This window comes from Butyricimonas muris, assembly GCF_046365375.1.
GTDB classification, from domain to species: domain Bacteria; phylum Bacteroidota; class Bacteroidia; order Bacteroidales; family Marinifilaceae; genus Butyricimonas; species Butyricimonas muris.
On sequence record NZ_JBKEIT010000008.1, the window covers coordinates 64763 to 91148 of the forward strand.

17 protein-coding genes are annotated in these 26386 nt (G+C 43.7%); all 17 read left to right on the forward strand.

The genetic code is table 11. From position 1 onward, the window contains the following. Positions 1-6: 6 nt before the first annotated feature. Positions 7-1938, forward strand: coding sequence for a RagB/SusD family nutrient uptake outer membrane protein (locus ACK8P8_RS13955; RefSeq protein ID WP_369860403.1), 1932 nt, complete (start codon positions 7-9; stop codon positions 1936-1938). A gap of 18 nt (positions 1939-1956) precedes the next feature. Beyond that, complete coding sequence (locus ACK8P8_RS13960) at positions 1957-3240, forward strand: DUF4959 domain-containing protein (RefSeq protein ID WP_369860402.1); 1284 nt, start codon at positions 1957-1959, stop codon at positions 3238-3240. A gap of 3 nt (positions 3241-3243) precedes the next feature. Further along, positions 3244-4743: a DUF4998 domain-containing protein gene (locus tag ACK8P8_RS13965; protein ID WP_369860401.1), complete on the forward strand. Its 1500-nt coding sequence runs from the start codon at positions 3244-3246 to the stop codon at positions 4741-4743. Between the two features lie 300 nt (positions 4744-5043). Beyond that, positions 5044-5451 (forward strand): LytR/AlgR family response regulator transcription factor, encoded by a 408-nt coding sequence (locus ACK8P8_RS13970; protein ID WP_410025990.1) that lies wholly within the window; start codon positions 5044-5046, stop codon positions 5449-5451. A 358-nt stretch (positions 5452-5809) separates the two neighbouring features. Continuing rightward, the gene (locus ACK8P8_RS13975; protein ID WP_369860399.1) at positions 5810-6361 is read left to right on the forward strand and encodes a sigma-70 family RNA polymerase sigma factor; all 552 of its coding nucleotides are present in this window, start codon (positions 5810-5812) and stop codon (positions 6359-6361) included. Positions 6362-6452: 91 nt separating this feature from the next. Continuing rightward, positions 6453-7622, forward strand: a complete 1170-nt coding sequence (locus tag ACK8P8_RS13980) for a FecR family protein (RefSeq protein ID WP_369860398.1) — start codon at positions 6453-6455, stop codon at positions 7620-7622. A 155-nt stretch (positions 7623-7777) separates the two neighbouring features. Further along, positions 7778-11323: a SusC/RagA family TonB-linked outer membrane protein gene (locus tag ACK8P8_RS13985; protein ID WP_369860397.1), complete on the forward strand. Its 3546-nt coding sequence runs from the start codon at positions 7778-7780 to the stop codon at positions 11321-11323. A gap of 12 nt (positions 11324-11335) precedes the next feature. Further along, complete coding sequence (locus tag ACK8P8_RS13990) at positions 11336-12877, forward strand: RagB/SusD family nutrient uptake outer membrane protein (RefSeq protein ID WP_369860396.1); 1542 nt, start codon at positions 11336-11338, stop codon at positions 12875-12877. An 11-nt stretch (positions 12878-12888) separates the two neighbouring features. Continuing rightward, positions 12889-13857, forward strand: a complete 969-nt coding sequence (locus ACK8P8_RS13995) for a hypothetical protein (RefSeq protein ID WP_369860395.1) — start codon at positions 12889-12891, stop codon at positions 13855-13857. A 1-nt stretch (position 13858) separates the two neighbouring features. Continuing rightward, positions 13859-14881 (forward strand): peroxiredoxin family protein, encoded by a 1023-nt coding sequence (locus tag ACK8P8_RS14000; RefSeq protein ID WP_369860394.1) that lies wholly within the window; start codon positions 13859-13861, stop codon positions 14879-14881. A gap of 103 nt (positions 14882-14984) precedes the next feature. Then, positions 14985-16706 carry a S8 family serine peptidase gene (locus tag ACK8P8_RS14005; protein WP_410026012.1) on the forward strand — a complete coding sequence of 574 codons (1722 nt, stop codon included), beginning with the start codon at positions 14985-14987 and terminating at the stop codon, positions 16704-16706. Between the two features lie 3 nt (positions 16707-16709). Further along, entirely contained in the window at positions 16710-17837 is a 1128-nt protein-coding gene (locus ACK8P8_RS14010) for a retropepsin-like aspartic protease (RefSeq protein WP_303178053.1), read from the forward strand. Between the two features lie 14 nt (positions 17838-17851). After that, positions 17852-19120, forward strand: coding sequence for a thioredoxin family protein (locus tag ACK8P8_RS14015; RefSeq protein WP_292265145.1), 1269 nt, complete (start codon positions 17852-17854; stop codon positions 19118-19120). Between the two features lie 228 nt (positions 19121-19348). After that, the gene (locus ACK8P8_RS14020; protein ID WP_227216382.1) at positions 19349-19861 is read left to right on the forward strand and encodes a sigma-70 family RNA polymerase sigma factor; all 513 of its coding nucleotides are present in this window, start codon (positions 19349-19351) and stop codon (positions 19859-19861) included. Positions 19862-19964: 103 nt separating this feature from the next. Further along, a complete protein-coding gene (locus ACK8P8_RS14025) occupies positions 19965-21134 on the forward strand; it encodes a FecR domain-containing protein (RefSeq protein WP_369860393.1) in 1170 nt (389 codons plus the stop codon). 167 nt (positions 21135-21301) lie between these two features. Continuing rightward, the gene (locus ACK8P8_RS14030; RefSeq protein ID WP_369860392.1) at positions 21302-24880 is read left to right on the forward strand and encodes a SusC/RagA family TonB-linked outer membrane protein; all 3579 of its coding nucleotides are present in this window, start codon (positions 21302-21304) and stop codon (positions 24878-24880) included. Between the two features lie 12 nt (positions 24881-24892). After that, positions 24893-26374 carry a RagB/SusD family nutrient uptake outer membrane protein gene (locus ACK8P8_RS14035; protein WP_369860391.1) on the forward strand — a complete coding sequence of 494 codons (1482 nt, stop codon included), beginning with the start codon at positions 24893-24895 and terminating at the stop codon, positions 26372-26374. Positions 26375-26386: the final 12 nt, after the last annotated feature.

Genomic DNA, 26386 nt, shown 5'->3' on the forward strand with positions numbered 1-26386 from the left:
TTGATTATGAGATATATTATATATTTGATATTACCGTGTATTTTTCTTTTCGAGGGGTGTAAAGATTATTTGGATTTGGTGCCGGAGAAAGATATTGAAACGGTAGAAACCGTATTTGAAAAAAGAGAGAATGCGGATGACTGGTTAAAAACGTGTTATTCTTTTTTAGCGGAGGAACTCGCTTCCTGTAGCGGTAATCCGGCAATATTTGGTTCCGATGAGGTGGTTAGCGGGGAGTACGTGAGGGGATGGGAAACCACGATTGTGGGTTTTAAAATTGCGGATGGATTGCAAATGTCACAGGAACCTTATGCGAATGTTTGGACAAAAAATAAATTTTACGCTGCCCTTCGTTACTGTAATATTTTTATCGAGAAAATCGATGGAGTGTACAATATGGAAGAATTGGAAAAGAGACAATGGAAAGCAGAAGTGAAAGCTTTGAAAGCTTTATTATATTTTGAGTTAGTCCGTCGCTATGGTCCAATTGTGTTAGTTCCCGAAAATATTGATGTGAAATCATCCATTGATGTAATGCAACAACCTCGTAGTCATGTAGACACTTGCTTTAAGACGATTGTCAATTTGTTGGATGAGGCGTGTAAAGATTTACAACCGTTCGGGAGTAAGGCTCCATCTCGTTATGCTTATTTCAACTTAGAAGCGGCAAAAGCTTTGAAAGCAAAGGCATTGTTGTATGCGGCTTCTCCGCTTTTTAACGGTAATGAATTTTACGTGAATTTCAAGGATAAAAATGGGAATTCGCTTTTTAGTGAACGGTATGATGCCGAGAAGTGGAAACTTGCGGCTTTAGCGGCCGAGGAGGCTATCGAGATTTGTGAAGCTAATGGTCGGAAATTGTACGATGAAGTTTCGTCCGAGAAAACAAAGTTGTTGAACGATATGCAAAATATAGAACATTCTGTATTGGCTCCCAGTTTAATTAATAACGAGGTATTATTATTGATACGGCCGAGAAATTACGGCTATGATGAAATTCATCCTTTTATATTGCCACGATTTCCGAGTAACGATTGGTCAAATTATAATGCTTCGGCAATGGGTATTGTCGGTCCTAGTATGAAGATGGTGGAGATGTATTATACAGATCATGGTTTGCCAATCAATCAAGATAGAACGTGGAATTATGCCGGTCGTTATCGGATGGGAAAAGAGACGGATACAAAATATAATGATGTTGTACCTTTAAATACTGCCGTGTTGAATTTGCATTTACACCGGGAACCTCGTTTCTATGCTTGTGTTGCGGCTGACCGTTGTTATTGGAAAAGAGGAAGTAATATTTTGGTGAATGCATATAAGGGAGAACAATTAGGAGTGAAAGAGGATATCATCTCTAGTTCTTATCCTCAGAATTTGTGTGGCTACTGGATCAAAAAGTTTTTGGATTCTTCTATTGGAACTGTAAATTATCCCAATGAGATATCAAGTAAAGATATTCCTTATCCGTTTTTGAGAGTGGCCGAACTTTATTTAATGAAAGCAGAGGCTTGGAATGAGTATGAAGGTCCTAAAGTTGATAAAGATCATGTGTACGCTCCTCTGAATGTCGTGAGAGCAAGAGCAGGAATCCTAGATGTGGAAACGGCTTGGAGGTCTTATGCCAAGAATCCGGAGAAAGTAGACACCAGGGAAGGTATGCGGGAAATTATTCGTCAGGAAATCAATATCGAGTTTGCGTTTGAAGGACATAGATTTTGGAATATTCGTCGTTGGAAAACAGCTCACGAGGAAATGAATGAAAAACTTTACGGGTGGAATGTTTTGGGAGAAACAGCCCAAAAGTTTTATAATAACTTTAACGGTCCTGTTGTTGTTTGGAACAAATTGAAATTCGTGTCGCCTCGGGATTACTTCTTCCCGTTAAGAAGCGAGGAAGTTGTCGTGTCGAATTATGTACAAAATCTAGGATGGTAACTATAAAATAGCATGGATATGAGAAGAATATATTGTTTTTTTATTCTATTACTTGGAATTGTCGGGTGTTCGAATGACGATAAGGTAGATTTTGATATCTCGATATCGGAAAAAGATATCTTGTTTAAACCGATAGCTGGCGGGGCGGTGATGTATTATAAATTGCCTAATGATAGCGATATTTATACTATTAGAGTAAGCTATAAAGACAACTTTGGTAACGAGATTGTACGGGAAGGATCTTATTTATGCGATTCTCTAGTATTGGATGGTTTCACGGAAGCTTGTAGTAACGTTTCTGCTTCGGTGTCACTTTTGAATTTGGAAGAGAGAAAGTCTACTCCATTGAATATCTTTTTTGATACAAAGGATGCCGTTCCTGTTGCGTTCTTTAAAGGTGCCGATGTTTCTCCTTGTTGGGATGGTTTTCAGCTAACCTATGGTCCGCAAGAGAAGGGGACGGGGTACGCCCATGTGTTTTACGTGGGAATGAATCCGCATACTCAAAAACAAGATACGTTGTTAGTGAAGACATTTCCTATACGACAAAGAGGTGATACACTTACGTTTACCTTGCAACAACAGCAGGATATGAATACTGTCGTGGTGAGGACCGAAGATTTCAGGGGATACAAGGTGAAACAACAAGTATGGGAAAATGTTGAGGCCTATAAGATGGAACAAATGGCTTCATCGGATTTTGAATTTTTAGATCCGCTTAAATTGAATATGGAAGACGAAACGCATGCAGTTGGAGTAAAATATTTATTCGATGGGGATAAAAAGGGAGAACGACGTTTAGGGATTTCTGGTGATAAGTATTATACTTTTTTGTCAAAACCGGATGCCGTGGGTAAATATTGGATTATTGATTTGAAAGAGGGCAAAATTCCGGCATCAGTTCGACTGTACGGGATGTTATTTGTTAATAGTTGGACTTGGATATGGAATTATCAATACGTGAATAAACTTCCGAACGAAGTTACTGTTTACGGTTCAAACGATAAAGATGATGCCACCTCGTGGAAAAAAATAGGCTACTTTTATCAATCTCCCGAGGCGAGAGGTGAAAATGATAAATGGGCTTATAGATGTAATTTATATCCTCAGATAACCGAAGTTCAGGATTTAAACGAGAAACAACCGGCTTACTTGAATGTGGAGATCGGTGTTAGTAGTGATCGTTACCGTTATTTGAAATTAGAAGTGAATAGTGTGTTTAAGAATACTGTTTATGGTGATCTGAACCTTAATAATTATGTGTCATTTCACGAATTAGAAGTTTTTGTAAAAAAGGAATAGTGTATGAGGAAGTTATATTTACTTGGATTGATTTTTATCTCCTTCATGATGACCATGTGTCAAAGTTTGGAGGATACGTATAGTGATTATGCCGGCGACCATGTGATTCGTTACGTGGGAAAATGTTCTGATCTATCGGTGATGTCTGGTTGGAAACGTCTGTATGTGGAGTGGACAAACGGAGTGGATCCTGTTGTAGAGAATATTAAATTGACTTGGATGACAGCTGGTGAAATTTCTGATACCTTATTGGCTCCTGATGTGACATCTTGTAATTTATTGAATTTACAGGATGGTTCTTATGAAATAACAGTATGTGGTGTAGATAAAGAAGGAAACATGTCTTTGCCTATTACGGCTTACGGTCGCCCGTATACTCCAAGTCATGAAGCTGTTCGGGTATTTACACAAGGAGTTACAAAATGTATACCGGTTAAGAATAATTTGATGTTATTTTTTGATACTTGGCAAGATAATATTTCTAAATTGGAAATACATTACACGAATATTGCGGGAGAGAAAAAAATATTCCCGATCACTCGTGATGTTTGTTTGGAAAATTACACGCTTTTGAAAGATGTAAATTTAGAAAAGGGTGTGTCAGTGGAAAGAGAGGGAAGAATCGGGGAATGTCCAGACTTAATTGTTTTTGAATCTTTGGATCTTTTGGATCGAAAACCAGCATTTACGACGGATTTCACGACATTAGCCCAGCAAAAATATGGAGTAGAAGAAATAACGGATGCTTTTATCAATGATTTGGAAGAATTGGAGATTGATTATTCTATGACTTCATTGGAGGATATCTTGTATTTCCCGAATTTGAAAAAATTAGTATTAGGGAAAAATCGTTATTTATACGAGCCGTATTTAAATACGAATAAATCGGCAAGTACGATTGAGGAAAATCGAAAGAGTTTGTTTGTGCTTGATATCGCTCATGAATTATTGGGAGTAGAGGTGGAGCGTTATAATCAACATTATTTCCCGAATATGAGTTTTTCTTATATGGTCGAAAAGGGAAATCCGGTATTGCCGGAATTAAAATATTTGGATGCAACCGATTGGGAAATCACGAATTCGATTGAAGATAGTAAAGATTATGATTCACATCTTGAGTATTTGCTAGATAATAATCCGAATACTTGTTGGGAAACACAATTACAATCTACAAGCATTCGTCTTTATGATTTAGTAATAGATATGAAGTCACAACAAGCTGTGTCGGGGTTGAAAATAGTTCAAAAGAATTTTGATCCATCTTCGGTACAATCAGGTCCTTATTTATTACCTACCAGTGTTCGTGTCCTTGTTTCAAAAGATAAGATAACATGGGATATGCCGATGTATGTTGATTATAATACGTTGGGTGATACAAATGGGGAAATCACTTTGTTGCACTTTCCTGTTTCTAAAAACATACGCTATATTAAATTACAAATAAGTGATCGAGCTTTTGGAAATAATTTTGGTGTGACATTAGCTGATGTTGCTGTGTTTTGATATCCTTACACGTTCGTCGTTTGACGAGAATAATTGAGTAAAAGAGTATTCAATGAGATTATTTTTGAAAGGGGATGGTGGAATTATTTGAAAAGAGTAAAGAAAAATAATTTGTTAAAGTGTGTGTAAAGAGGGAGTAAGGGATATGTACTTAACTCCCTCTTGTTTTAAATTTTGTATTAACGAGGGAAGGCATTTCTATTTAAGTAATAAATATTGATTTGACGATTATTCTTTGTATGTGAGATAATCGGTCATGCCCGTCGGTGATTTTTTCATGAGACATAAATTTAATTGTCAATGAAAACAGATTTATCGGGTGCAAGTGCACCTTTGAGAGAGTCACCGCTGGTGGCAGATGGCTTGCTTATTCGTCAGGACGAGTATTACAAGAAATATTTTTATGCCGAAATCGTTTGGATAGAGGCATCGGGTAATTATTGCTATTTTCATTTTAAAGATAACTCCCGGATTACCGTGGCGTGCCGTTTGGGTAGCGTGGAGTGGCAGCTACTGGACGCCTATCTTGTTCGTGTACACCGTGGTTTTATCCTGAACCTGCGTTATGTCGACACGTGGGCGGGTAACTCCTTGCGAGTCGGGGAGAGATGGTTCCCGGTGGGGGACTATTACCGGAAGAGCGTGTTGGCTTGTTTTAATATACTGGATACTTCCCGGGAGAACCCAAAAACGGGGAACGGGGAGTAATCGTGTAATTTAATATTCACCGGTCTCGTGGATAGATTTATCGACGGGTGCCGGTGAATATGTTTCAGGTGTTACCACGATACACGATGTAGGAGTACTTGATGAATTCCCGTGGAAAACAGGGTGTAGTGCCGGTGAAGACAGGGAACAAATTCCTTTTAAACTCCTTTCAAATTCCTTTCAAACTCCTTCGGGAAGGTTTTTGAAAAGAGTTTGATGTGAAGGGGAAAGGAAAGCGCGAGTTTATTTGTTATTATTTTCAATTTGATTAGCATGGCTAAAGTAAATAAGTTGATATCGGGAAAAGTCGGGGATAGAGAAAGTTTGTGATTTTTTGCTTATACTTGCAATATAAATTATGGCAGTGAATTGGGAAGAGCAGATATTGATTGATTTCCGGAAAGGGAAGTTGGATTTGTTGTACCGGGAGGTATATCCCGGGCTGATTCTCTATGCCGTGAAATATTTGGGAGGGGAGAGTGAATTTCTGGCGGAGGATTGCGTGCAGAATGCCATTTTCAACGCTTGGCAGCGACGGACAAAATTTGACTCCGTGTACACGTTCAAGTCATTTTTATATACTTCGATAAAGAACGAGATCATTAGTATTCATCGTAAAAATTCTGCAAAGGAGCGTTATGTATCGCAATTGGAGAATGAAGCGTTTTTCCAAAATTCGGTAATCGATCAGGAGGCGCAGACGATTTTGTACAACGCGATAGAAGAGTTGCCGGAGAAAGCGAGAATGGTGTTCGAGATGAGTTTTATCGAGGGGTTGAAAAACGTGGAGATTGCCGAGAAGTTGGGATTGTCTGATAGTTCGGTTAAAAAGTACAAGGCGAGTGCTCTTGATTTTCTGAGAGAAAAACTAGAACCTACGTTATTTTCTTTCTTATTTCTTTCCTTATAATTAGAGGTTTATAATTTTTTCTGAAAAAAGATGCTTTTTCTATTACCCCATTCGGGGGAGGTTGCGTTATAGGGGTAAATTTAAAGAATCGATGATGATGCGTGATAATAAAATCGAATACCGGATAGCGAAATTGTTGGCTCGCCAGCGTGCCGGACAAATCACGGACGAGGAGATGCGGGAGTTGGAAGTGTGGAAGGAGAACTCTCCCGAGAACGAGGAGTTGTTTCTTCGTTGGCAGAGAGGTGATTTCTTTTCGGAAGAATACACTAAATACAAAAAAATAAATGGCATTCGGGCAAAGGATGCCATGCAGAAAAGAATCGACCGGGAACGCCGTGCCGGATTGCGTTTAAGGATATTGCGCTTTGGTGTGGCTGCCGCCGTAGTGTTATTGGTTGTTGGCAGTTTCTATTTGTTCAAAGGTGAACGGGAAGAGAAACGTGACGTTATGCCCTCTATCGCCTTGATTTCTGCCCAGCGCCCGACGCTGAAGTTGAATGACGGTTCGGTCGTGCTGTTGGATAGTGTTGCCGCTGGGTTTAAGGAAGAAGGGGTTACCGTGGCAAAAACGGGTGGTTCGACGTTGGCTTATCTGGCAGAAGATGCCATTAGTAAGCAGACATTGGCCTTCAACACGTTGAATGTACCAAAGGGGGCGGAGTTCGATTTGATACTGGCTGACGGTACTCAAGTGTGGTTGAACGCGGAGTCGAAATTGAAATACCCGGTTGCTTTCGGGGGCAAGGAACGAGTGGTAGAGTTGGAGGGCGAGGGATTCTTCAAGGTATCGAAAGATGCTGCACGCCCGTTTCGGGTGAAAACGAAGAGTCAAGTAGTGGAAGTGCTGGGAACGGAGTTTAACGTGGATGCTTATCCCGACGGAGAATACGTTTACACGACGTTGGTGGAGGGAAAAGTAAAAGTAGATACCGATGGGAAGAGTCTGGAATTAACCCCCGGTATGCAGTCCGTGGTCGGGAAACAGAATGTATATACCCGGGAGGTGAACACGGGGGATATCGTGAGTTGGCGGAACGGGATGTTCGTGTTGGAGGATAAGACACTGGAAGAGATTATGTCCAAGTTGACTCGTTGGTATGATTTCAGCGTCTTCTACCAGAATCAAGCCGCCAAGGATATTACTTTCAAGGGAAAGATTCCACGGTATGCTTCCTTCGAGTCTATTCTGGATATTCTGGAACGAACGGGTGAAGTGAAATTCAAGGTATCGGGACAAACGGTGACTGTATACCAGTGATATAAATAAAAAAGGGGAATTTGGTCGATTCCCCTATTACAAAACATCTGTTGGTCGCAGATGCATGTTTAACTGTAATGCTTTACAAATGTATGAAAAAAAAGAGTACAACGTGTAGTCTTCCGGAAGGAAGATTGCGAAAAATTCTGTTAGTTATGACATTGAAGTTTTTTGTTCTGCTATTGACGTTCGGGACAGCGAGTGCCATGGGGTATGCGCAGGAGCAGAAATTGAACGTGGTGTTTCATGATGAAATGCTGGAAAACGTGTTGGAATATCTCAAGGAGAACACGGATTACGAGTTCGTGTACCGGAAGGAGATTCTAGGGAATACAAAAGTGAAAAATGTAGAGTTGAAGGACGTAACCTTACGGGAAGTGCTGGATCAGGTGTTGCGGCAAAACGGTTTTGATTACGAGATCGTAGATCAGGTGATAGTGATCCGTAAACTTCCGACGGTGCAACAAAAGAAGGAAATTAAGATTGCCGGGCAGGTGACCGACGAGCAAAAGAATCCCATGCCGGGAGTAACCGTCATGGTGAAGGGGTTGACGATAGGGACGGCGACAGACCGGAACGGAAAATACGTGTTGAGATTGCCGGAGGTGAAAGATCTGACATTGATATTCTCTTTCATCGGGATGGAATCTAAAGAGGTGAAATACACGGGGCAGGACACGATCAACGTGGTGTTGAGGGAAACCGTGAACGAGATGGACGAGGTAACCGTGGTCAGTACCGGTTACCAGAACGTGAACCGGAGAGATATGGTGGGTTCCTATACCACGGTGAAAGCGGAAGATATCATGATGCCTGCTTATGCCACTATCGACCAGATGTTGCAGGGACAGGTGCCGGGTATGATGGTATTGAGTTCCAGTACCCGTGCGGGTACTACTCCTAAAATTCAGATACGCGGTACTTCCACGTTATTGGGAAATCAAGATCCCATTTGGGTGGTGGACGGGATTATTCAGGATGACCCGATTTCCCTTAATGCCAGTTCCAATATGACTTTGGATATGAAGGAAATAATTGGGAATCAGGTGTCTTGGTTGAATCCGAATGATATTGAAACCATTACTGTGTTGAAAGATGCTTCTGCCACGGCTATTTACGGTTCCCGGGCTTCCAATGGTGTGATTGTGATCACGACGAAGAAAGGAAAGACGGGACGTATGTCTATCAATTATGCCGGTAATTTTTCGATAGCCCCTCGCCCGAGATACAAGAATTTCAATTTGATGAATTCGCAGGAACGAGTGCAATTCAGCGAGGATGCTTTTGCCGCCGGATTGAGGTATAAATTTGACCCGATAAAACAAATTAATACTTACGAGGGAGCCTTGAAGATGTTCCAGAGCGGGGAAATGACGTCGGATGAATTTATTAAAACACGTAATTACTTGGAAACGGTGAACACGGATTGGTTGGATTTGTTAACCCGGACTTCTTTCGGGCACAATCATAACGTGAGTGTTACAGGGGCGTCGGATAAGGTGAATTACGCTCTTTCCGTGGGCTATAATTCAAATGACGGACAGGAGAAAGGAAATAGTTCCGAGCGTCTGACTGCACGTGCAGCCGTGACCTTGAATATGAGTGACAATATTCGTGTGAACTTGACTTTGAATGGTACAACCGGAACAAACAAAGGGTTCAACGGGGTAGACCCCTTGAACTATGCTTTGACGACAAGCCGTTCCATCGCGGCATTCGAGGAAGACGGAAGTTATTCCTATTACCGGAAAAGACTGGAATACAAGTACAATAAAGAAGTAGAATCTATCGGTTACAACGTGCTTAATGAATTGGAAAACACGGGTTCGGAAGTCAACACGGGTAGTTTGAAGTTGAGTTTTGATTTTCAATGGAAATTATTGAGTTGGTTGACCTATCAGTTTACCGGTGGGTACTCGTACAACACGACGAACAGCCAGTCATGGGCGTTGGAGCGTTCTACGGCAATCGCCTCGACGTATCGGGGTTATGATTATGGTTCCGTGAGTGCCGAACACCCGTGGTTTAGTGCGGCTCTTCTGCCTTTCGGGGGAACGCTGTTCAGTTCTGCTGCCACGGTAACCTCGTATAACGTCCAGAATAAATTGATGTTCTCGAAATCGTTTAACGAGAATCACCGCTTGAATGCCATGGTGGCGATAGAAGCCCGTTCCACGAAAAACAAAAACGATCAAAACACACGTTACGGGTATGTGCCAGACCGGGGCAATTTGACGGTACGTCCTACTCTGCCGGAAGATTTTGTTCCCGTGGGGGGAGGTGCCTCTTTGACGGGTTACGGGATATTGGAAGATTTATACAACGGTAGAAGTACCTTGAGCGAAAAGACGGATAATTTCTTCTCTGTTTTCGCGACCTTGGCTTATTCGTTGAAAAACAGGTATGTTTTTAATTTCAACGTGCGTAATGACGCCTCCAATCGTTTTGGGCAGAATACGAATAAACGATTCGACCCGACTTGTTCTTTTGGCTTATCATGGAGGATGACTGAGGAGGAATTTATGCGGAACCAACGGGTATTGACAAACGTGAATTTGAAAGCGACTTGGGGGATTCAGGGAAATGCTTTGACGAATCTCAGTCCGGATTTAATATTGAACCAGAATGGGGTATTGGGGATATTCAACGAGTATTATTCGTCCATCAAGTCTATTCCTAACCCGAACCTTTCTTGGGAACGCACACATTCGTGGAATTTCGGGTTGGACTTGCAGTTCTTTAATAAAGTGAATGCCAATATCGATTACTACATCCGGCGTTCCAACGCGATTATCTCCAAGGACATTCCTTTCGAGAACGGTAGAGATGCCATGTCTGTCAATGGTGGGATAATCTATAACGAAGGTATCGAGTTTACGGTTTCTTTCGTTCCGGTGAACACGAAGAATTTCGGTATTAACATGAGCGTGAACTCTTCCAAGAACTGGAACTCCGGGGGGAAAGTCGACAAAGAAGTTGCCGATTTGGCTCAATTCTTGAACGGAACTACTGAAAGAATTTTGAAAAAGGGCTATCCGTTAGGAAGTATGTGGTCGTTTGACTTTGCCGGGTTGAATCCTGAAAACGGTCGTGCGATGTTCAATCGCATTATGTCGAAAGAGGAGTACAACGGGGACATGACCAGTTTCTTGAAATACTCCGGTCAGAAAGACCCTTATTTCACGGGAGGGGTAAATTTGAATATTCGTTATCGTTCTTTCACGTTGGCAACTTCATTTTCGCTGTTGTTAGGGGGTGTTGCCCGTTTGAGTTCTCCCTATCGTGATTTGGATTCGGGGATTTATATGCCGGACGCGGAAAATAATCTTAACCGGGACTTGCTGAAACGCTGGAAACAACCGGGTGACGAGGCGCACACGAGTATCCCGGGATTCGTAATCGGAGGTAAGAATTACACGATGGAAATACCGGTAAATTCCAGTTATAATTTGTTTACCGCTTATGCTAATTCGGACGCATTGACGGTACCGCGGTCATTCTTGCGTTGCCGGGGATTAAACTTGAGTTGGAGATTGAACAACGAGATGGCACAACGGATCGGGTTAAATAGTTTGACGGTGACGGCTTCCGTGAATAACTTGTTTGTCATTGCTTCCAAGCGCTACAACGGTTTTGACCCGGAGATGCCCAATCGAGTGATGCCCAAGACCTATTCGGTAGGAATTAATGTTGGTTTTTAAATGATTTGATATATGAAAAAGATATTATTCAATATAATTTTGCTCACGAGTTTATGTGCTTGTTCGAGCTTTTTGGAACCGGATTCTCCCAGTGAATACGTGCCCAAAAACGTCAATGCTTTGAACGAGATGCTGTTGGGAGATGCTTATCCGTTAGCAACTTCCGAGGGGTTGTTCAATCTTCACCATGCTTTTGACGATGATATCGAGATGAGTGAAGACTGTATTTTGCAGACCTCTACTCAGGGGATTGTCGGTTTGCAATACATCTATTCATGGAATCCTCATATGTTTGAGTTATACCCTTCGCAAACTTCCGTTTCGGAATGGAACAAGTATTACCAGTATATTTTGGGAGCGAATGCCGCTTTGGATTATCTGGACGACGTGAAGGGCTCGGCAGAGGAGAAGGCTTACGTGGCCGCACAGGCTTATGCTTTGCGTGCGTTCTATTATTTCAATCTGGTAAACCTTTTCGGGGAACCGTACAATCACGATAAGAATGCCGACGGGGTGCCTTTGAAATTAACGAGTAATTTGTTAAGTAGTTTCGAGAGAAGGGAAACGGTTGCCAAGGTGTACGAGCAGATCGTGAAGGATTTGAATGCCGCGGAAGAGAATTTCCTGCTCTTGCCGATGGATCAACAGAATGCGGCGGGTTACCGTATAAATTTACCGGCTGTGCAATTACTCCATGCCCGCGTATGCCTGCACATGGAGGATATGGAAGGGGCTGCCCGATACGCGAAGAAAGTGATCGGGGATTGGGGGTTCGAGTTGTATGACTTGAAATCGTTCGTGAAGAAAACAACCATCACGGCAGGGGAAGATGCTTCTTATCCCAATTACGTGTCGTTGGATAACCCGGAAACCATTTGGGTGTACGGGAATTCGGGGGATTTTACCGGGATCATCGGGGGTTCGGAAAGAATGGAAGATGGAACCACCTATGGCTATTACGTGAATGTTTCCCGTGATCTGATTGCTTGTTATAAAGATGAGGAAGATTTGCGGAAGACACTCTATCTCGTGGAAGAGTTACGCGGACCGATGAGTGCGAAACCGGAGCAACTGAAGCCGGTTGCCGGGCACTATCTCCCGTGGAGCAAGTGCGGGATGCAATATAATAATAAAGTAAAAGCTAAAACGGAATTCGGTATGTCACTTCGTTTGTCGGAGGCTTATTTGATACTCGCGGAAGCCATCTATGACACGGACGAATCTTTGGCTTTGAAAATGATAAATGATTTACGTGAGAAGCGATACGCGGCGGATACGGATTACGAGGTAAATTATTCCGGCGAGGAGCTGTTGGATTTTATCCGGGAAGAACGTCGTCGGGAACTCTGTTTCGAGGGACAGCGCTGGTTTGATTTGCGTCGTTACGGGATGCCTCGTTTCGAGCGTCGCTGGGTTGAGTTGGGGGTAAACTTAGGCAAGTACGTGATGGAGGAGGGTGATGCCGCCTACACCTTGCCGATTCCTGTAAACGTGATAGAGCGTAACTCCGCCCTGACTCAGAATAAATTAACAACCGAGAAAACATTACAATAAAACGAGGAACCATGAAATACAAGTATGCCTTTAGTTTGATATTCTTGTTGGCAACGTTTGTTGCTTGTAACGATGAGGATAAATTGTATCCCCGTTCTGAGGATGCTTCCAGTATCAGTCGTTTTGAATTTCCTCAAGGGGATAACGCTTGGGATCAAGATTTGTTGGAAATCGCGAATACCTTTGGAACGATTCCCATTTACACGGCTTTCGATACCTTGGATTTGAATCAAGCTTGGTCCGGGACGTTCACGATAAAATATTATGGGGAACCCTTGAGTGACGAGTATGCGATATTTTATACCGATTTTTTCAAGAATCATGTATTTGGTTTCTTGAAACCGGAATTGTGTAGGGGGGTGTTACCCAATTATATCTATATGGTTGATGATTTCCGTCAGGTGTTTGCCGGAGCTATCGGGTATGCGCCTAAGCCCTGTCTTTGGGATGGTTTGGATTATTGGGCGTTTTCTTTCCGGGCGAAAGAGGAGAATTTGGTTTATTATGATTACGGGAGCATAATCGTTAGACCGTATAAGCCTTACGATTTGCCGAAAACCCCGTGGGAGTATAAGATACGGCGTACCGTTATTCTGCAAAACATTTTGACCAAGATGGTGGATAAAGGTACGATCGCGATTCCGGCAGATTTTCAAACGGGAGGAGCTTTCGATTATTCGATAAAATTCAGCACTTCGGTGAATGCCGAGAATTATTATATGAAACTCGGTTATCCCGGGAGTATGCTCGTGACGGCTTACGATTTCACACCTCTCCAGACAACGCTGACCATGGATGCCAAAACCAATTTCTCTAATTATTTGAAATTGGGTATGCGCTATACTCGCGACTCGGTATTGATCAAGTACCCGGAAGACAAGTACCCGTTGATCATCCGGTACTATGATTTCACGGTGAAATACATGAAAGATAAATACGATTGGGATATTACTCGAATGGCAGCATTGAAAGAAGATTAATATGATGAAATTATTCGTATCTACTTTATTTATGTTATTGACGTTTAGCGTTTCCGCGCAGTTTTCCCTGAAGGGGAAGCTGCGGACGCTGCGTCCGTTGACAATCAAGGTTACCGATTTGTCGGGGAATACGATTGTCGAGTGTTCGGTGAAGAGTGGAGAGGAATTCAAAACCAAACCGGTACGTATCAAGAAGGATTTGTATAATGTCCATTTCGGAAATTACTCGGAAATGATGATCCTCACGGATAGTCCTGTAATATTGAAAGGATTTTTGAATGAAGACCGACCGGAAGAGAGTTCCATAGAATTCGACGGGATTGATCTGTATATGCAATATATGGATATCATGGCTAAATTCAGGGCTTCGGGTTCTAGGCGGGAGGAGATCCGGAATCCCGTGAAAAACGATTCGGCACTGGATCCCGTGGTACGAGTTTCGTTGATGTATTTGAACAAGATGTTCTTTGATCTGGATTACGAGTCTTACAAGCAGATATTGGATATGATTCCCGAGAACGAGAGGGAATCGCGGGTAGTGAAATACCTCGTGGATGAGGTGGCACGTCGCCGGAAATTCGCTTTGGGGCAGCAGGCTTACAATTTTACTTTCGTGGGTTTGGACGGGAATGACGTGAGCTTAAGTGATTTCAGGGGGAAATTGGTACTGTTGGATTTCTCTGCCTCTTGGTGCGGGGGATGTCGCACGGAAGCGAGAAAGTTGGTTAAAGAGTACGAATCTATGAAAGGGGATGATCTTGTCGTTATCACGATATCCATGGACAACCGGGAAAAAGATTGGCGTAGGATGGTTGAGGAGGATAAATTACCTTGGGTGACCTTGTGGAACCGGGAAGGATTCACGAAAGGGAACAAGCAAAATGTAATTCAGGATGCCTATGGTTTTTATCAGATTCCTTTTATCGTTCTAATCGATAAAGAGGGTAAGATCATAGCCCGTGACTTGCGGGGCGACGAGGTGAAAAAGGCAATAGAAAAAGCGAGAAAGATGTATCAATTTTAGATTTTAAATTTTAGGTTGAAGGATTAGGGAATTTCCAATTCTGCATTTTCAATTTTCAATTGGAACAGGGTTCGTTTTGTATAAAAAATAAAAAACTGTAATGATGAAAAAGTATTTTACAATCTTGATGATGAGTGTATTGGTCGCTATTGGTAGTGCGGCAAAGGCTCAATTGGTGAAACAAAATTCAAAGGTGGAAGAGCAAAAACAGTCGAATAGGGACTGGTATAATTGTTCTTTTGAAAAAGACGGTGTGTACGGCGTTGGTGTAAACGAGGCGTATGAATTTTTGAAAGGAAAGAAAGCGAAAGCAAAACCTATCGTGGCGCTTATCGGTACGGGTATCGACACGGAACACGAGGCGTTGAAAGCGAATATTTGGAAGAATCCGAAAGAGAAAGCCGACGGGAAGGATAACGATAAAAACGGGTACGTGGACGACGTGAACGGCTGGAATTTCATCGGGGGCAAAGACGGGCAGGTGATGCTGTCCGTGAACCGGGAGGGAGAACGCGAGTTCTTGCGCCTGAAAGACAAGTACGGGGATATCATGAAAGACGGGGGTAAATTTTACACCTTTGCCAATGGGAAAAGAGAGGAGTGTGCTGCACCCGAGAATATGGAAGAATATAATTACTTCAATTCCGTGGTTCGGGAGGAGTCCCGGTTGTTGCAGGCTTATGGAGCCATAAATTCAGTGTATAATTCCCGGTATTACATGGGGCTGTTCGACCGGGAGGTACGGGCGGTTTCCCTAAAAAAGACAGGATTCACGGTCGAAGATGTCGTGAAGATGTGCTCGCCTAAAACAGCAGAGGATCCCACAAGCCGGGGAATAATGATTGCGGCGTTGCAAATGAGGGCTCATATGATGAAAAATGACGAGTGGGAGCGTAATCGCGATGCTTTTTTGTCGGAAACTTATCTCGCGGATCAAAAAAAGAAATATGAGCAGGCGGTAGCGAGATACGGTAATGACGGGCGTCAAGCGATCGTGGGTGACAATTATCTGGATATAAATGATCGCGCGTACGGGAATAACGTGTTGTTGACCGCGGATGCCGCTATCGGGACGATGATCGCGGGGGTGATTGCCGGACAACGGGATGTGGAAGGACGCAACAATCCCATCGCTGAACAAGCGAGAATTATGACCTTGGTGGTAGAAGCCGGTGCGGGAGAACCTTACTTGAAAGACATGGCTTTAGCGATTCGTTATGCCGTGGAGCACGGGGCTTCTGTCGTGGTGTTGCCGCAACAGAACTCGTTGTACCCGGAGGTGCAAAAACAATGGATAAGCGAGGCGATTCGCTATGCAGAACAAAAAGGGGTATTGGTTATCGTCCCCGTGCACGAGATGTCCCGTGACATGAGCGAGGAAACGTTTTTCCCGAATCGTTGGATGGATGGCGGAAAAGAATTGACCAACCTGATGACGGTGGGAATGTCCGATAAAGAAGGAATGCCGTCTACGAATTCGAATTTCGGGGCGAAGGAGTTGGATATTTACGCCCCGGGGATAAAAGTATTGTCCGCTTGCACGGGAGATGTCTACCAGTACGGGAATGGCGTGCCGATGGCTTCCGCCACGGTAGCGGGTGTTGCGGCTTTGATTAAGACATACTACCCGAAATTGACAGGTAGCCAGATTCGTGATATATTGTTACAGACGGTGACCTCCCGGAAGGGCGTGGAATTGGAAAAGAACGTCACGAGAGGAGGGAAGAATGCCGTCGACCTGTATCTTTTTGAACAATTGTGCCTTTCCGGTGGTATCGTGAATGCTTTGGAAGCCGTGAAAGCCGCTGATAAATTAAGCAAATAAGCTATGAGATACAAGATTATCATTTTATGCTTGCTTTGCGTGAGCGTTTTTCCGGCGATTGCGCAGCAATACAAGGCAGAATTGCCCTACCGGATGGTCGGGGGCAAGATGGTTGTGGAGATGAAATTGAACGGGACTCTACGTTCGTTTATTTTCGACACGGGGGCATCCCGAACTACCTTGACGGGTGAATTTTGTCGGGAATACGGGCTGGCAGTGACGGATTCCTTGGAAGTGACCGACGCGAACGGACGCAAGTCATTTTACCCGCTTGTGCAGATCGATAGTATAGAAACCCCCGATAACGTGTTTCGTTTCAAGAATGTGCCGGCGATGAAACTGCCGGAACCGTCGCCTTTGGCTTGTTTTCCGATCGACGGTTTGATAGGGAGCGATTTGTTGGCGCAATCAATCGTGGTGATCGACGGGCAAAAGAAGACCGTGACCATCACCACCGCCGAGAAAGAGTCTATCGTGTCGCTTCGGAAAATGGCTCGTTTCATGCAAGCGAGAATGCCTGTCATATCACTTCAAGTGGGAAGCGGACACAACATTATTTGCCTGTTTGACACGGGTTGCCCGAGATTTCTTTCATTGAAGGAATCCGATTTCGAGGTATTGCCATCCGGCTCCGCTTATGAATTTTTGTCCGAGGGGCGTAGTGTGGGCTCTATTGGCGTGGGGGGAATTGCCGCGGAGCGTGATTCACGGCGAGTGAACTTCCCGTTGTTATCCGTGGCGGGGACTAAATTCAAGAACGTGATAGCGGAAACTGCCACGCCTCCTTACACGTTGTTAGGCGTCAAATTACTGGATTACGGTAAGGTGACGATAGATTATCCCCGTGCCCGTTTTTATTTTGAATCCTATAAGCCGGAGAATGAGTTGGAGGAGAAACCTCATAACGTGGGATTGCAGGTGAAAGACGGTGATCTGGTGGTTGCAGCCGTGTGGGGAGATATGAAAGATGTCGTGGAGATGGGCGACAAGGTGCTTAAAATTAACGGGAAACCTGTCGGGAAATATGATTTTTGCGAGAGCATCCTTAACGGAATTCCGGAATTGAAGGCAAAAAAGAAAACAAAATTGACGATTCAAACTCGAGAGGGGGAGAAAGTAATTATTTATTAAAATCGAAACAAGAGATGAAAAGTAAATTATTCGTGTGGCTTTTGGTGGTCTTGCTCCCCGTGGTATCGTGGGCGCAGGTTAAAAATAACGTTTCCGAGGTAAGAGATTACCGGGTGGTAGACGGGAAAATCATTATAACGTGTGTCGTGAACGGTATGGATGCCGATTTCGTGTTAGACTTGGCAGGACATCCGGCAATATTGCCGGAGTACGTGGAGAAGTTGAATATCGACCCGGGTAGCAATGGAAAACTCCCGTACAGTACGTTCCAGTTCAAAAAAGTACCGACGTCCAAGGTCGTGTCGATTCATTCGATTTCTTTCGGGAATAGCGCTTTCGCTAATGAGCTTGGGGCTTTTATACTGGAAGATGAACCTTATCTGCGGGAGTTGGGCGTTGCCGGTGTCATGGGAGGGGCTCTTTTCCGGGGGGTGGTTTTAACCATTGATTCCCGTCGGGAAAAGATAACGATGTCACAGCCTTATCGTCCCGTTTACATGAAATTGGATCATCGTGCGAATGCCAAACTGTTACAAGGCGTCGGGATGGAATGTCCGGTAACGATAGACGGCATGACGTTCTCTTGTATATTGGATACTTGGAACTCGGGATTGGTGGAATTGAACGAGGCTGATTTTGCTCGTCTGAAGGGGGCGTCAGGAAATGCGGTTCCCGTGTATAACGGGTACGGCAAAACTCCGGTATCTAGTCCCGCTAAGGTGGCATCACGATGTGATTTTGTACGGGAATCTTTGCAAGAAACGGTAATCCCCGTGAATGGTTCTCTTCTACGTTCCGTGGTGGGTGCGGGTATATTGAAACACGGGATTCTCTCGGTGGATTTCACTCGCCAGACAATTTATTTCCAACCTTTTGACCTCGTGGAAGTGAAAGATGAGGAGACGGAGAAAAAAGTCAAGCTGGAACCCGGGAAACTGAACGAGATCACGGGCATCTATTTCCGGGAGAACATTCATGATTACAAGAACGGGACGGAGTTCACGTACAAGGGCGACAAGCCGGTTGTAATTGATTTCTGGGCTTCGTGGTGCGGTCCCTGCATGAAATTATTGCCCGTGATGGAGCAATTGGCGGAAAAATATAAAGACCAAGTGATTTTCTTGAAAGTGAATGCCGACAAGGAAAAAGAGTTGTGCAATAAATTTAATATAAACGCGTTGCCGACCTTGTTCTTTTTGCCCGTGAACGGAAAGCCTATTGTTGAAATCGGGGCAGATCCCGAGAAATACGAGAAGATTATACAAGAGCGGTTGTTGAAATAAGTGCTTGTGACAGCCAGTGAGATGCTCACTTCTTTTGGAATGCTTAAAAGTCTTAGAATGGATTTTTAAGCATTCCTTTTTGGTGGTATGATAATTTCTTCTAATTTTGTCAATATGGATTTGAGATGAAAGAGTAGTTAATTATTAGAAATAAAGCGAGTGAATAATTCCGGGAGAAAAAAGGATCAAGAGATATGTGTCATGTTGTCTTCCATGAACCAAAAGGGAATGGAGCTGTTATTTGATGCGTACTATAAACCTTTGGTGGTTTGGGCGGATACTTTTTTGCGGGATATGAATCTGGCGGAGGACGTGGTGCAGGATTTATTTGTTTCTATTTGGAAAGATAAGGTTTATCTGAGATTCAAGCCGGAGACGTTGTCTTCTTTTCTTCACGTGTCCGTGCGTAACCGTTGTTTCAAGCGGATTGAAAAGCGGGATGTTTTTCGGAATGCCTCGGTATTGGATCACGTGGAGCTGGTTTTCGAGGAGTATAATGAACGGCATGACCAGCTCGTGTCGAGAGTGTTGGAAGAAATGGCGTTATTACCGGAACGGAGCCGGGAAATAATGAATTGTGTTTTCTTGGAAGGACTGAAGTATCGTGAAGTGGCGGAACGGTACGGGATTTCCGTTTCCACGGTGAAAACATTGCTGGGGAACTCCGTGAAGAAGTTGCGGGAGCGGTTGAATAAAGAGTTGTTCTCGGGCTTTTTGCTTTTCTATTGTCGCTGGAGATAAGGGGACTGAGCCTGTACGATAAAAAATAATTTTGAAAAAAAATCACAAGTCCATTAGACCTTTTTGAAGTTTTCCGGTATTATGTGTGAAAACAAATTGGACTATGGAAAAAGATTTATTGGGTCTGGAAAAGGAAACGTTGTTGCTGGATTATTTCAACGGGGAGTTGGATGATGCGCAGAGTGCTGTTGTAGAGCGATGGTTGGATGCTGCCCCCGAGAACAGAGAAGAGTTCGATAGGTTGGTGAAGGATTGCCTGCATATCCGGTGGGCTGGGAAGGAACAACTGGTGGATGCCGTGAAAGGGAAGAAGTTGATGTTACGCCGGATAAACGGAACGAAAGTGCGTCGGGTATGGTACGGTGCGGTTGCTTCGATAGCGATCATTGTGGCGTTGGGTGGAGTGTACTTGATGAATAAACCTTTGCCCGAAAAAAAGTCGATTGCCCGGAATGAGGTGATCTGTCATGGGTTCCCGCGAGCGAGTCTTGTACTTTCTTCCGGTGAAGTCATTGATTTGGCGGACAATAAAAACGCGATTCTGGAACAGGATGGTTCTGTTGTGAAGATGAAGGACGGTAAAGGAATCGAGTACAACACGGGACAGGCGGGAACGGCAAACCAAGTGATATATAACAAGATTATCGTGCCGAGAGGAGGAGAGTTTTTCGTGATTCTGGCAGACGGAACGGAGGTGTGGTTAAATGCCGATTCAGAGTTGGAGTACCCGGTGAAGTTTACTGCCGATAAGCGGGAAGTACGTTTGAAAGGAGAGGCTTATTTTAGCGTGAAGAAAGATACGAAAAAGCCTTTCATGGTTCGTTCCGGAGAGTACCAACTGAAAGTGTACGGCACGGAGTTTAACTTGAATACTTACAAGAATAATGAAATCCAAGCGGTACTGGTGAAAGGTTCGGTCGGTTTTAAGGCGAATCGTACTGCGGGAGAGGTACGGTTGAAACCGAATCAGCTGGGAGTGGCAAACGAGGCGACCGGGAAAGCAGAAGTGAAGGAGGTCGACGTGTATCCTTATATTGCTTGGAAGAGTCAGGATGTGGTATTCGTAAACGAACGGTTGGAGTCGATTATGGAAAAGGCCGCACGTTGGTATGACGTAAACGTGTTCTTCCAGAACGAATCGCTTAAGGATTTGCGTTTCTTCGGGAATATGCAGCGGTATGCCGATATTCAGGAATTGTTGTTCTTCTTGGAGAATACCTCGGACGCACGTTTCAGCGTGAAAGATAGAACCGTGATAGTTAGTGCTAAATAAAAAAAAACGGAGAGTTTGGCGACTCTCCGGATTGTAATAATCCGATAACAACATCTTGGGGGATGCGGTTATCATGTTTAACACAAAAATTCTTATACAAAAGTATGAAAAAAAAGAGAACGTCGTGCCTCTTTTTGGGTCGAGTGCGCGAAAAAAATTGGAAAATCATGAGATTAACAGTCTTCTTTGTCATGTTTTTCGTGTTTTCTGTTGCCGCGGAAGGTTTGGGACAGGAACAGAACGTGACGTTAAAATTAACAAAGGTCAGCTTGTACGAGTTGTTCGATGCTATTCACAAGCAGACGGGATTGCGTTTTTTGTACAACGCGGAGCAGATGAACGAGATTCCCACGGTCGACGTGGATGTCGAGAACAAGAAGGTTAAAGACGTGTTGGCGGATGTGCTTGCTGGCTCTTCCCTCACGTTCAAGTATGACAAGGACGTGGTGATGTTGGTGAAAAAAACTGCCGTTGCTCAACAGAAGAGCGTGCGGGTCGTCGGTTTGGTGACAGACGTTAAGAGAGCCCCGCTACCGGGTGTTACGGTGATGGTGAAAGGTTTGTCGATAGGTACCGCCACGGATAAAGACGGGAAATATCGTCTTCAGATTCCTAATTTGGATGAATTTTCTTTGGTTTTCTCTTTTATTGGTATGGAAACCGTGGAGATGAAGTATCAAGGGAAAGACACGATCAACGTGGTGATGAAAGAGGAGCTGAATGCGATGGAAGAAGTTGTCGTTACCGGTTACCAGAGTATCAACCGCCAAGATATGGTGGGGTCTTATAACTCGGTGAAAGCGGACAGTATTATGATGCCGAATTACTCTTCTATCGATCAGATGTTGCAAGGTCGGGTAGCAGGTATGATCGTGATGAATACGAGCAGCCGCGTGGGCACGAGTCCCAAGATTCAGATTCGGGGAGCTTCCACATTGTTGGGAAATACCGATCCTTTGTGGGTGGTCGACGGTATTATTCAGGCTGACCCGATTAAATTGACGGCAACAGCCGTGATGACGCAGGATTTATCCACGATTATCGGTAACCAGATTTCATGGTTGAACCCGCAGGATATCGAAACGATCACGGTGTTGAAGGATGCATCCGCCACGGCAATTTACGGGTCGAAGGCTTCCAACGGGGTTATCGTGATTACCACGAAACGAGGGAAAGCCGATCGCATGACGGTGAATTACTCGGGGAATTTTTCGTTTACGGCTCGTCCCACATACGATCGATTTAATTTAATGAATTCTCAAGAACGGGTGACGTTTGCTGACGAAACCATAGAGGAAGGTTCTTTCTATACGTATAAGCCCATAAAACAGATGGATGTTTACGAGGGGTTGTACCGGATGTTTTTAGAAAAGGATATTTCACGAACTGATTTCTTGAAACGCAAACAGGAGCTGGAAAGCGTGAACACGAATTGGTTGAAGCTGCTTACCCGCAATGCTTTTAGTCATCAGCACAGTGTCAGTGTTTCCGGGGGCTCGGAGAAATTTACTTATAACGCGTCTATGGGGTATACTAGAGAGAACGGTCAAGAGACCGGGAACGATAACGAGAGGTATACCGGAAGAATTGCTTTTAACGCGAAATTGCGGAATAATATCACCTTGGATGTTACGGCTAACGGGACATCAGTGCTCACGAATGGTTTTGGGCCTGGCGTGAATCCGATGGATTACGCTCTTTCCACTAGCCGTGCCATTCCGGCTTACGATGCACACGGGGATCTTTTGTTTTACCAGCAACGGGCAAGTTACACGTATAACGGGAACGTGGAATCGTTAGGATATAATATTATTAACGAGCGGGATAACAGTGGTTCCAAGGTACGTAATTTCACGATAGCTTCGTCTGTTGATTTCAAATGGGAGATTATTAGCGGGCTGACTTACCAATTTACCGGCGGATACAACCATTATACCAAAAATAGTGAAGTTGAGGCGTTGGAACGTACCTATTACATTGCCAAGGAATACAGGGGGTATGATTATGGTTCCAAGGGGACAGGCGATCCGGAGTTCAAAGCAGCCATGCTACCTTACGGGGGGTCTTTGTACACGAACGAGATTACGCAGGCTTCTTACAACGTGCAGAATAAATTGTTATACTCGAAAACGTTTGACACGGATCATCGTTTGAACGTGATGTTGGGGATGGAGGTGCGTTCTAATCGTAACATGACTCTTGAAAACATGGTATGGGGATATATGCCCGAGCGGGGATATAAATTGGCTCATCCCACGGATTTTGATAAATTAGTGCCGATAAACGCTCCTTATGTAGCCCAAAAGCCCTTGGGACCGCTGGAGGATATATATTCCGTTTACGGTCGTCCCTCTTGGAATAAAAGCGATCAGACCGACAATTATTTTTCATGGTTCGGGACATTGGCATATTCTTACAAGAACCGCTACGTGTTGAATGCCAATATTCGTAATGATATGTCAAACCGGTTCGGGCAAGATGTGAAAAAGCGTTTGGACCCGACTTATTCATTTGGTTTGCTGTGGCGGGTTACCGAAGAGCCTTTTATGGCGTCGACTCTCGATTGGTTGAATAATGCGGCTTTCCGTGTTACTTATGGTATACAGGGAAATGCTCTTTCAAATAAATCGATGGACTTGATTCTGAATAGAGAAAGTATTGATAATACTTACCAGCAATATTGGTCGTCGGTTGCCGATCTGCCGAATCCTCATTTGTCTTGGGAGCGTACGACTTCGTGGAATCTGGGGCTTGATCTGGAACTTTTCAGGATGTTTAACGTGACTGCCGAGTATTATACTCGTTCGTCGAATGCTATCGTGATGCAGGATGTCGCTTATGAATACGGGAAAACTTCTTTGGAACTTAACGGGGGATTGATAGATAATAAAGGATTGGAATTTACGGTCGCTTTCACGCCTGTCCGGACAAAAGACTTTGCTGTAAGTGTCAGTTTGAATTCATCGAAAAACTGGAATAAAGCAAAATCGGCAACAAAGGAAAACCCGAAGTATTACGAGTTACTTAACGCGAAAACCACGGAGTTGGCAAAGAAAGGATACCCCGTGGGAAGTTTCTGGTCGTTTTCATTTAAGGGGTTAAGCGATGAGGACGGTCGTCCAGTGTTTAATTATATGGATGTTCCGGAGGAGGAACGGGATGCTAATATGGATCCGACCAAGTTCATGGTTTGGTCCGGGCAGAAAGATCCTTATTTCACGGGAGGTTTGAATCTGGGAATACGTTACAAGAGCTTCGTGTTGAGTTCCGATTTCGCTCTTATACTGGGTGGTAAGAAACGTCTTCCGAATCCCTATGGTTCGTTTTTGAGTGGAAAAGTTCCGGAACCTTACTCGAATTTAAGTCGTGATTTGTTGAAGCGTTGGAAAAAACCGGGTGATGAAACGAAGACGAATATACCGGCTTTGACTCGCGGAATTATAGACCCGAAAATAATGCTCCCGGATAAAACGGAATTGAATTGGTACTCGATTTGGGGAAATTCGGATGCTTTGGTGGTGGATGCTTCTTTCTTGCGTTGTCGTCAGATTAATTTGACTTGGAATATGCCGTTGGATTTATGCAAACGTGTGGGAATTAAAACGCTTGCCTTAAGTGCAACCGTGAACAACGTGTTCGTGATCGCCAATAAACGTTTTGACGGTTATGATCCGGAATTGATGACTAATGGAGTGCAAAGTGTGATTCCGCAGACTTATTCTTTGGGTATTAATGTAGGATTTTAATGAATGAACAAGATGAAAAAGAATTTATTATTAATAATCGTTATTCTCGGTTTGGCGGGTTGTGATAATTTTTTGGAACCCAAATCCGACACCTTGTATATTCCCAAGGATATCGTTTCTTTGGACGAGATGTTATTGGGTGTCGGTTACCCTCGACCGCTTGGTACGTATACCGTTCTGAGTGCCGGGCTCAACTTGCTGGATGATGATATTACTTATACGTCCCAAACGGGAACGATATCAAGTTATGATGAACCTAAAGCAAATGCTATCAAATATTTATATTCATGGCATCCCGATATGTTCGAGGAACTTAATAAGGTTTATTCGCTTTATAAAGATATATGGGAATCCCATTATAGATTTATCTTGGGGGTAAATGGGGTACTGGATTATATAGATAAAGTGAACGGTACGTATAATGAAAAAACATTGGTACAAGCTCAAGCGTATGCTTTAAGAGGGTTCTATTTTTTCAATTTGGTAAATATTTTTGGGGAGCCTTATAATTATAACCCGAAGGCACTCGGTATCCCGTTAAAATTGAATAGTGGCGTGGAACAAAGTGATATTGCCCGGAATACGGTGGAAGAAGTTTATAAACAAGTATTGGAAGATTTGGGTGACGCGGAGGAACTTTACCAGACTTTACCCAAAGAATTGCAATACAAGAAAGATTTGCGTGTAAATTTACCGATGGTGCAATTGCTGAAATCAAGGGTGTACCTTTACATGGAGAATTGGAAAGAGGCGGCTAAATATGCCAAGAAAGTGATTGACGATTGGGAATTTTCATTAATAGACCTCAATACGTTGGAAATACCGGGTTCTCTGTCTTATTATCCGTTTATAAACGAGAATGCGTCCGATGTGATTTGGTTATTCGGCAAGGTGGCGGACGTTGATGCTTATCTTGGGGTACAATTGAGTTATAGGTTTAGTATTTTTAATGCGTCCCCGGAATTGATTGCCGGTTTTAAAGAGGGGGATTTACGCAAAGAATACTATATATTCCGGGAACAGAATTATGCTGATATATTTCTGCCTTTCGGGAAAAATACGACCTCATTTGCTCATTCGCTCGAATCAACCTCTTTTTCGCAAGCGTTCCGTTTGCCGGAGGCTTACCTGAATTTGGCTGAAGCGGCAGCTTTGGACGGGGATGAAGCGACTGCGCTGAAAGTGTTGAATGATTTGCGGGCAAAGCGTTTTACTACCGATGCCCCGGGTAAAGAAGTTTCCGGGTTAACCGGAAAAGACCTCGTGGATAAAATTCGGCAAGAACGGAGGTTGGAACTGTGTTTTGAGTTTCATCGTTGGTTCGACTTGCGCCGTTATGGAATGCCGTCCATCAAGCACGTGTGGAACGCGGGGGAAACGCCTGTCGAGTACGTGTTGCAGGAGAAGGATCCCGGCTACACGTTGCCTATACCGCAAGTCGTGATGAACCAAAATAGAGCGTTGATCCAAAATAAATTGGCTAATCCAAGATAATGTCGGATATAA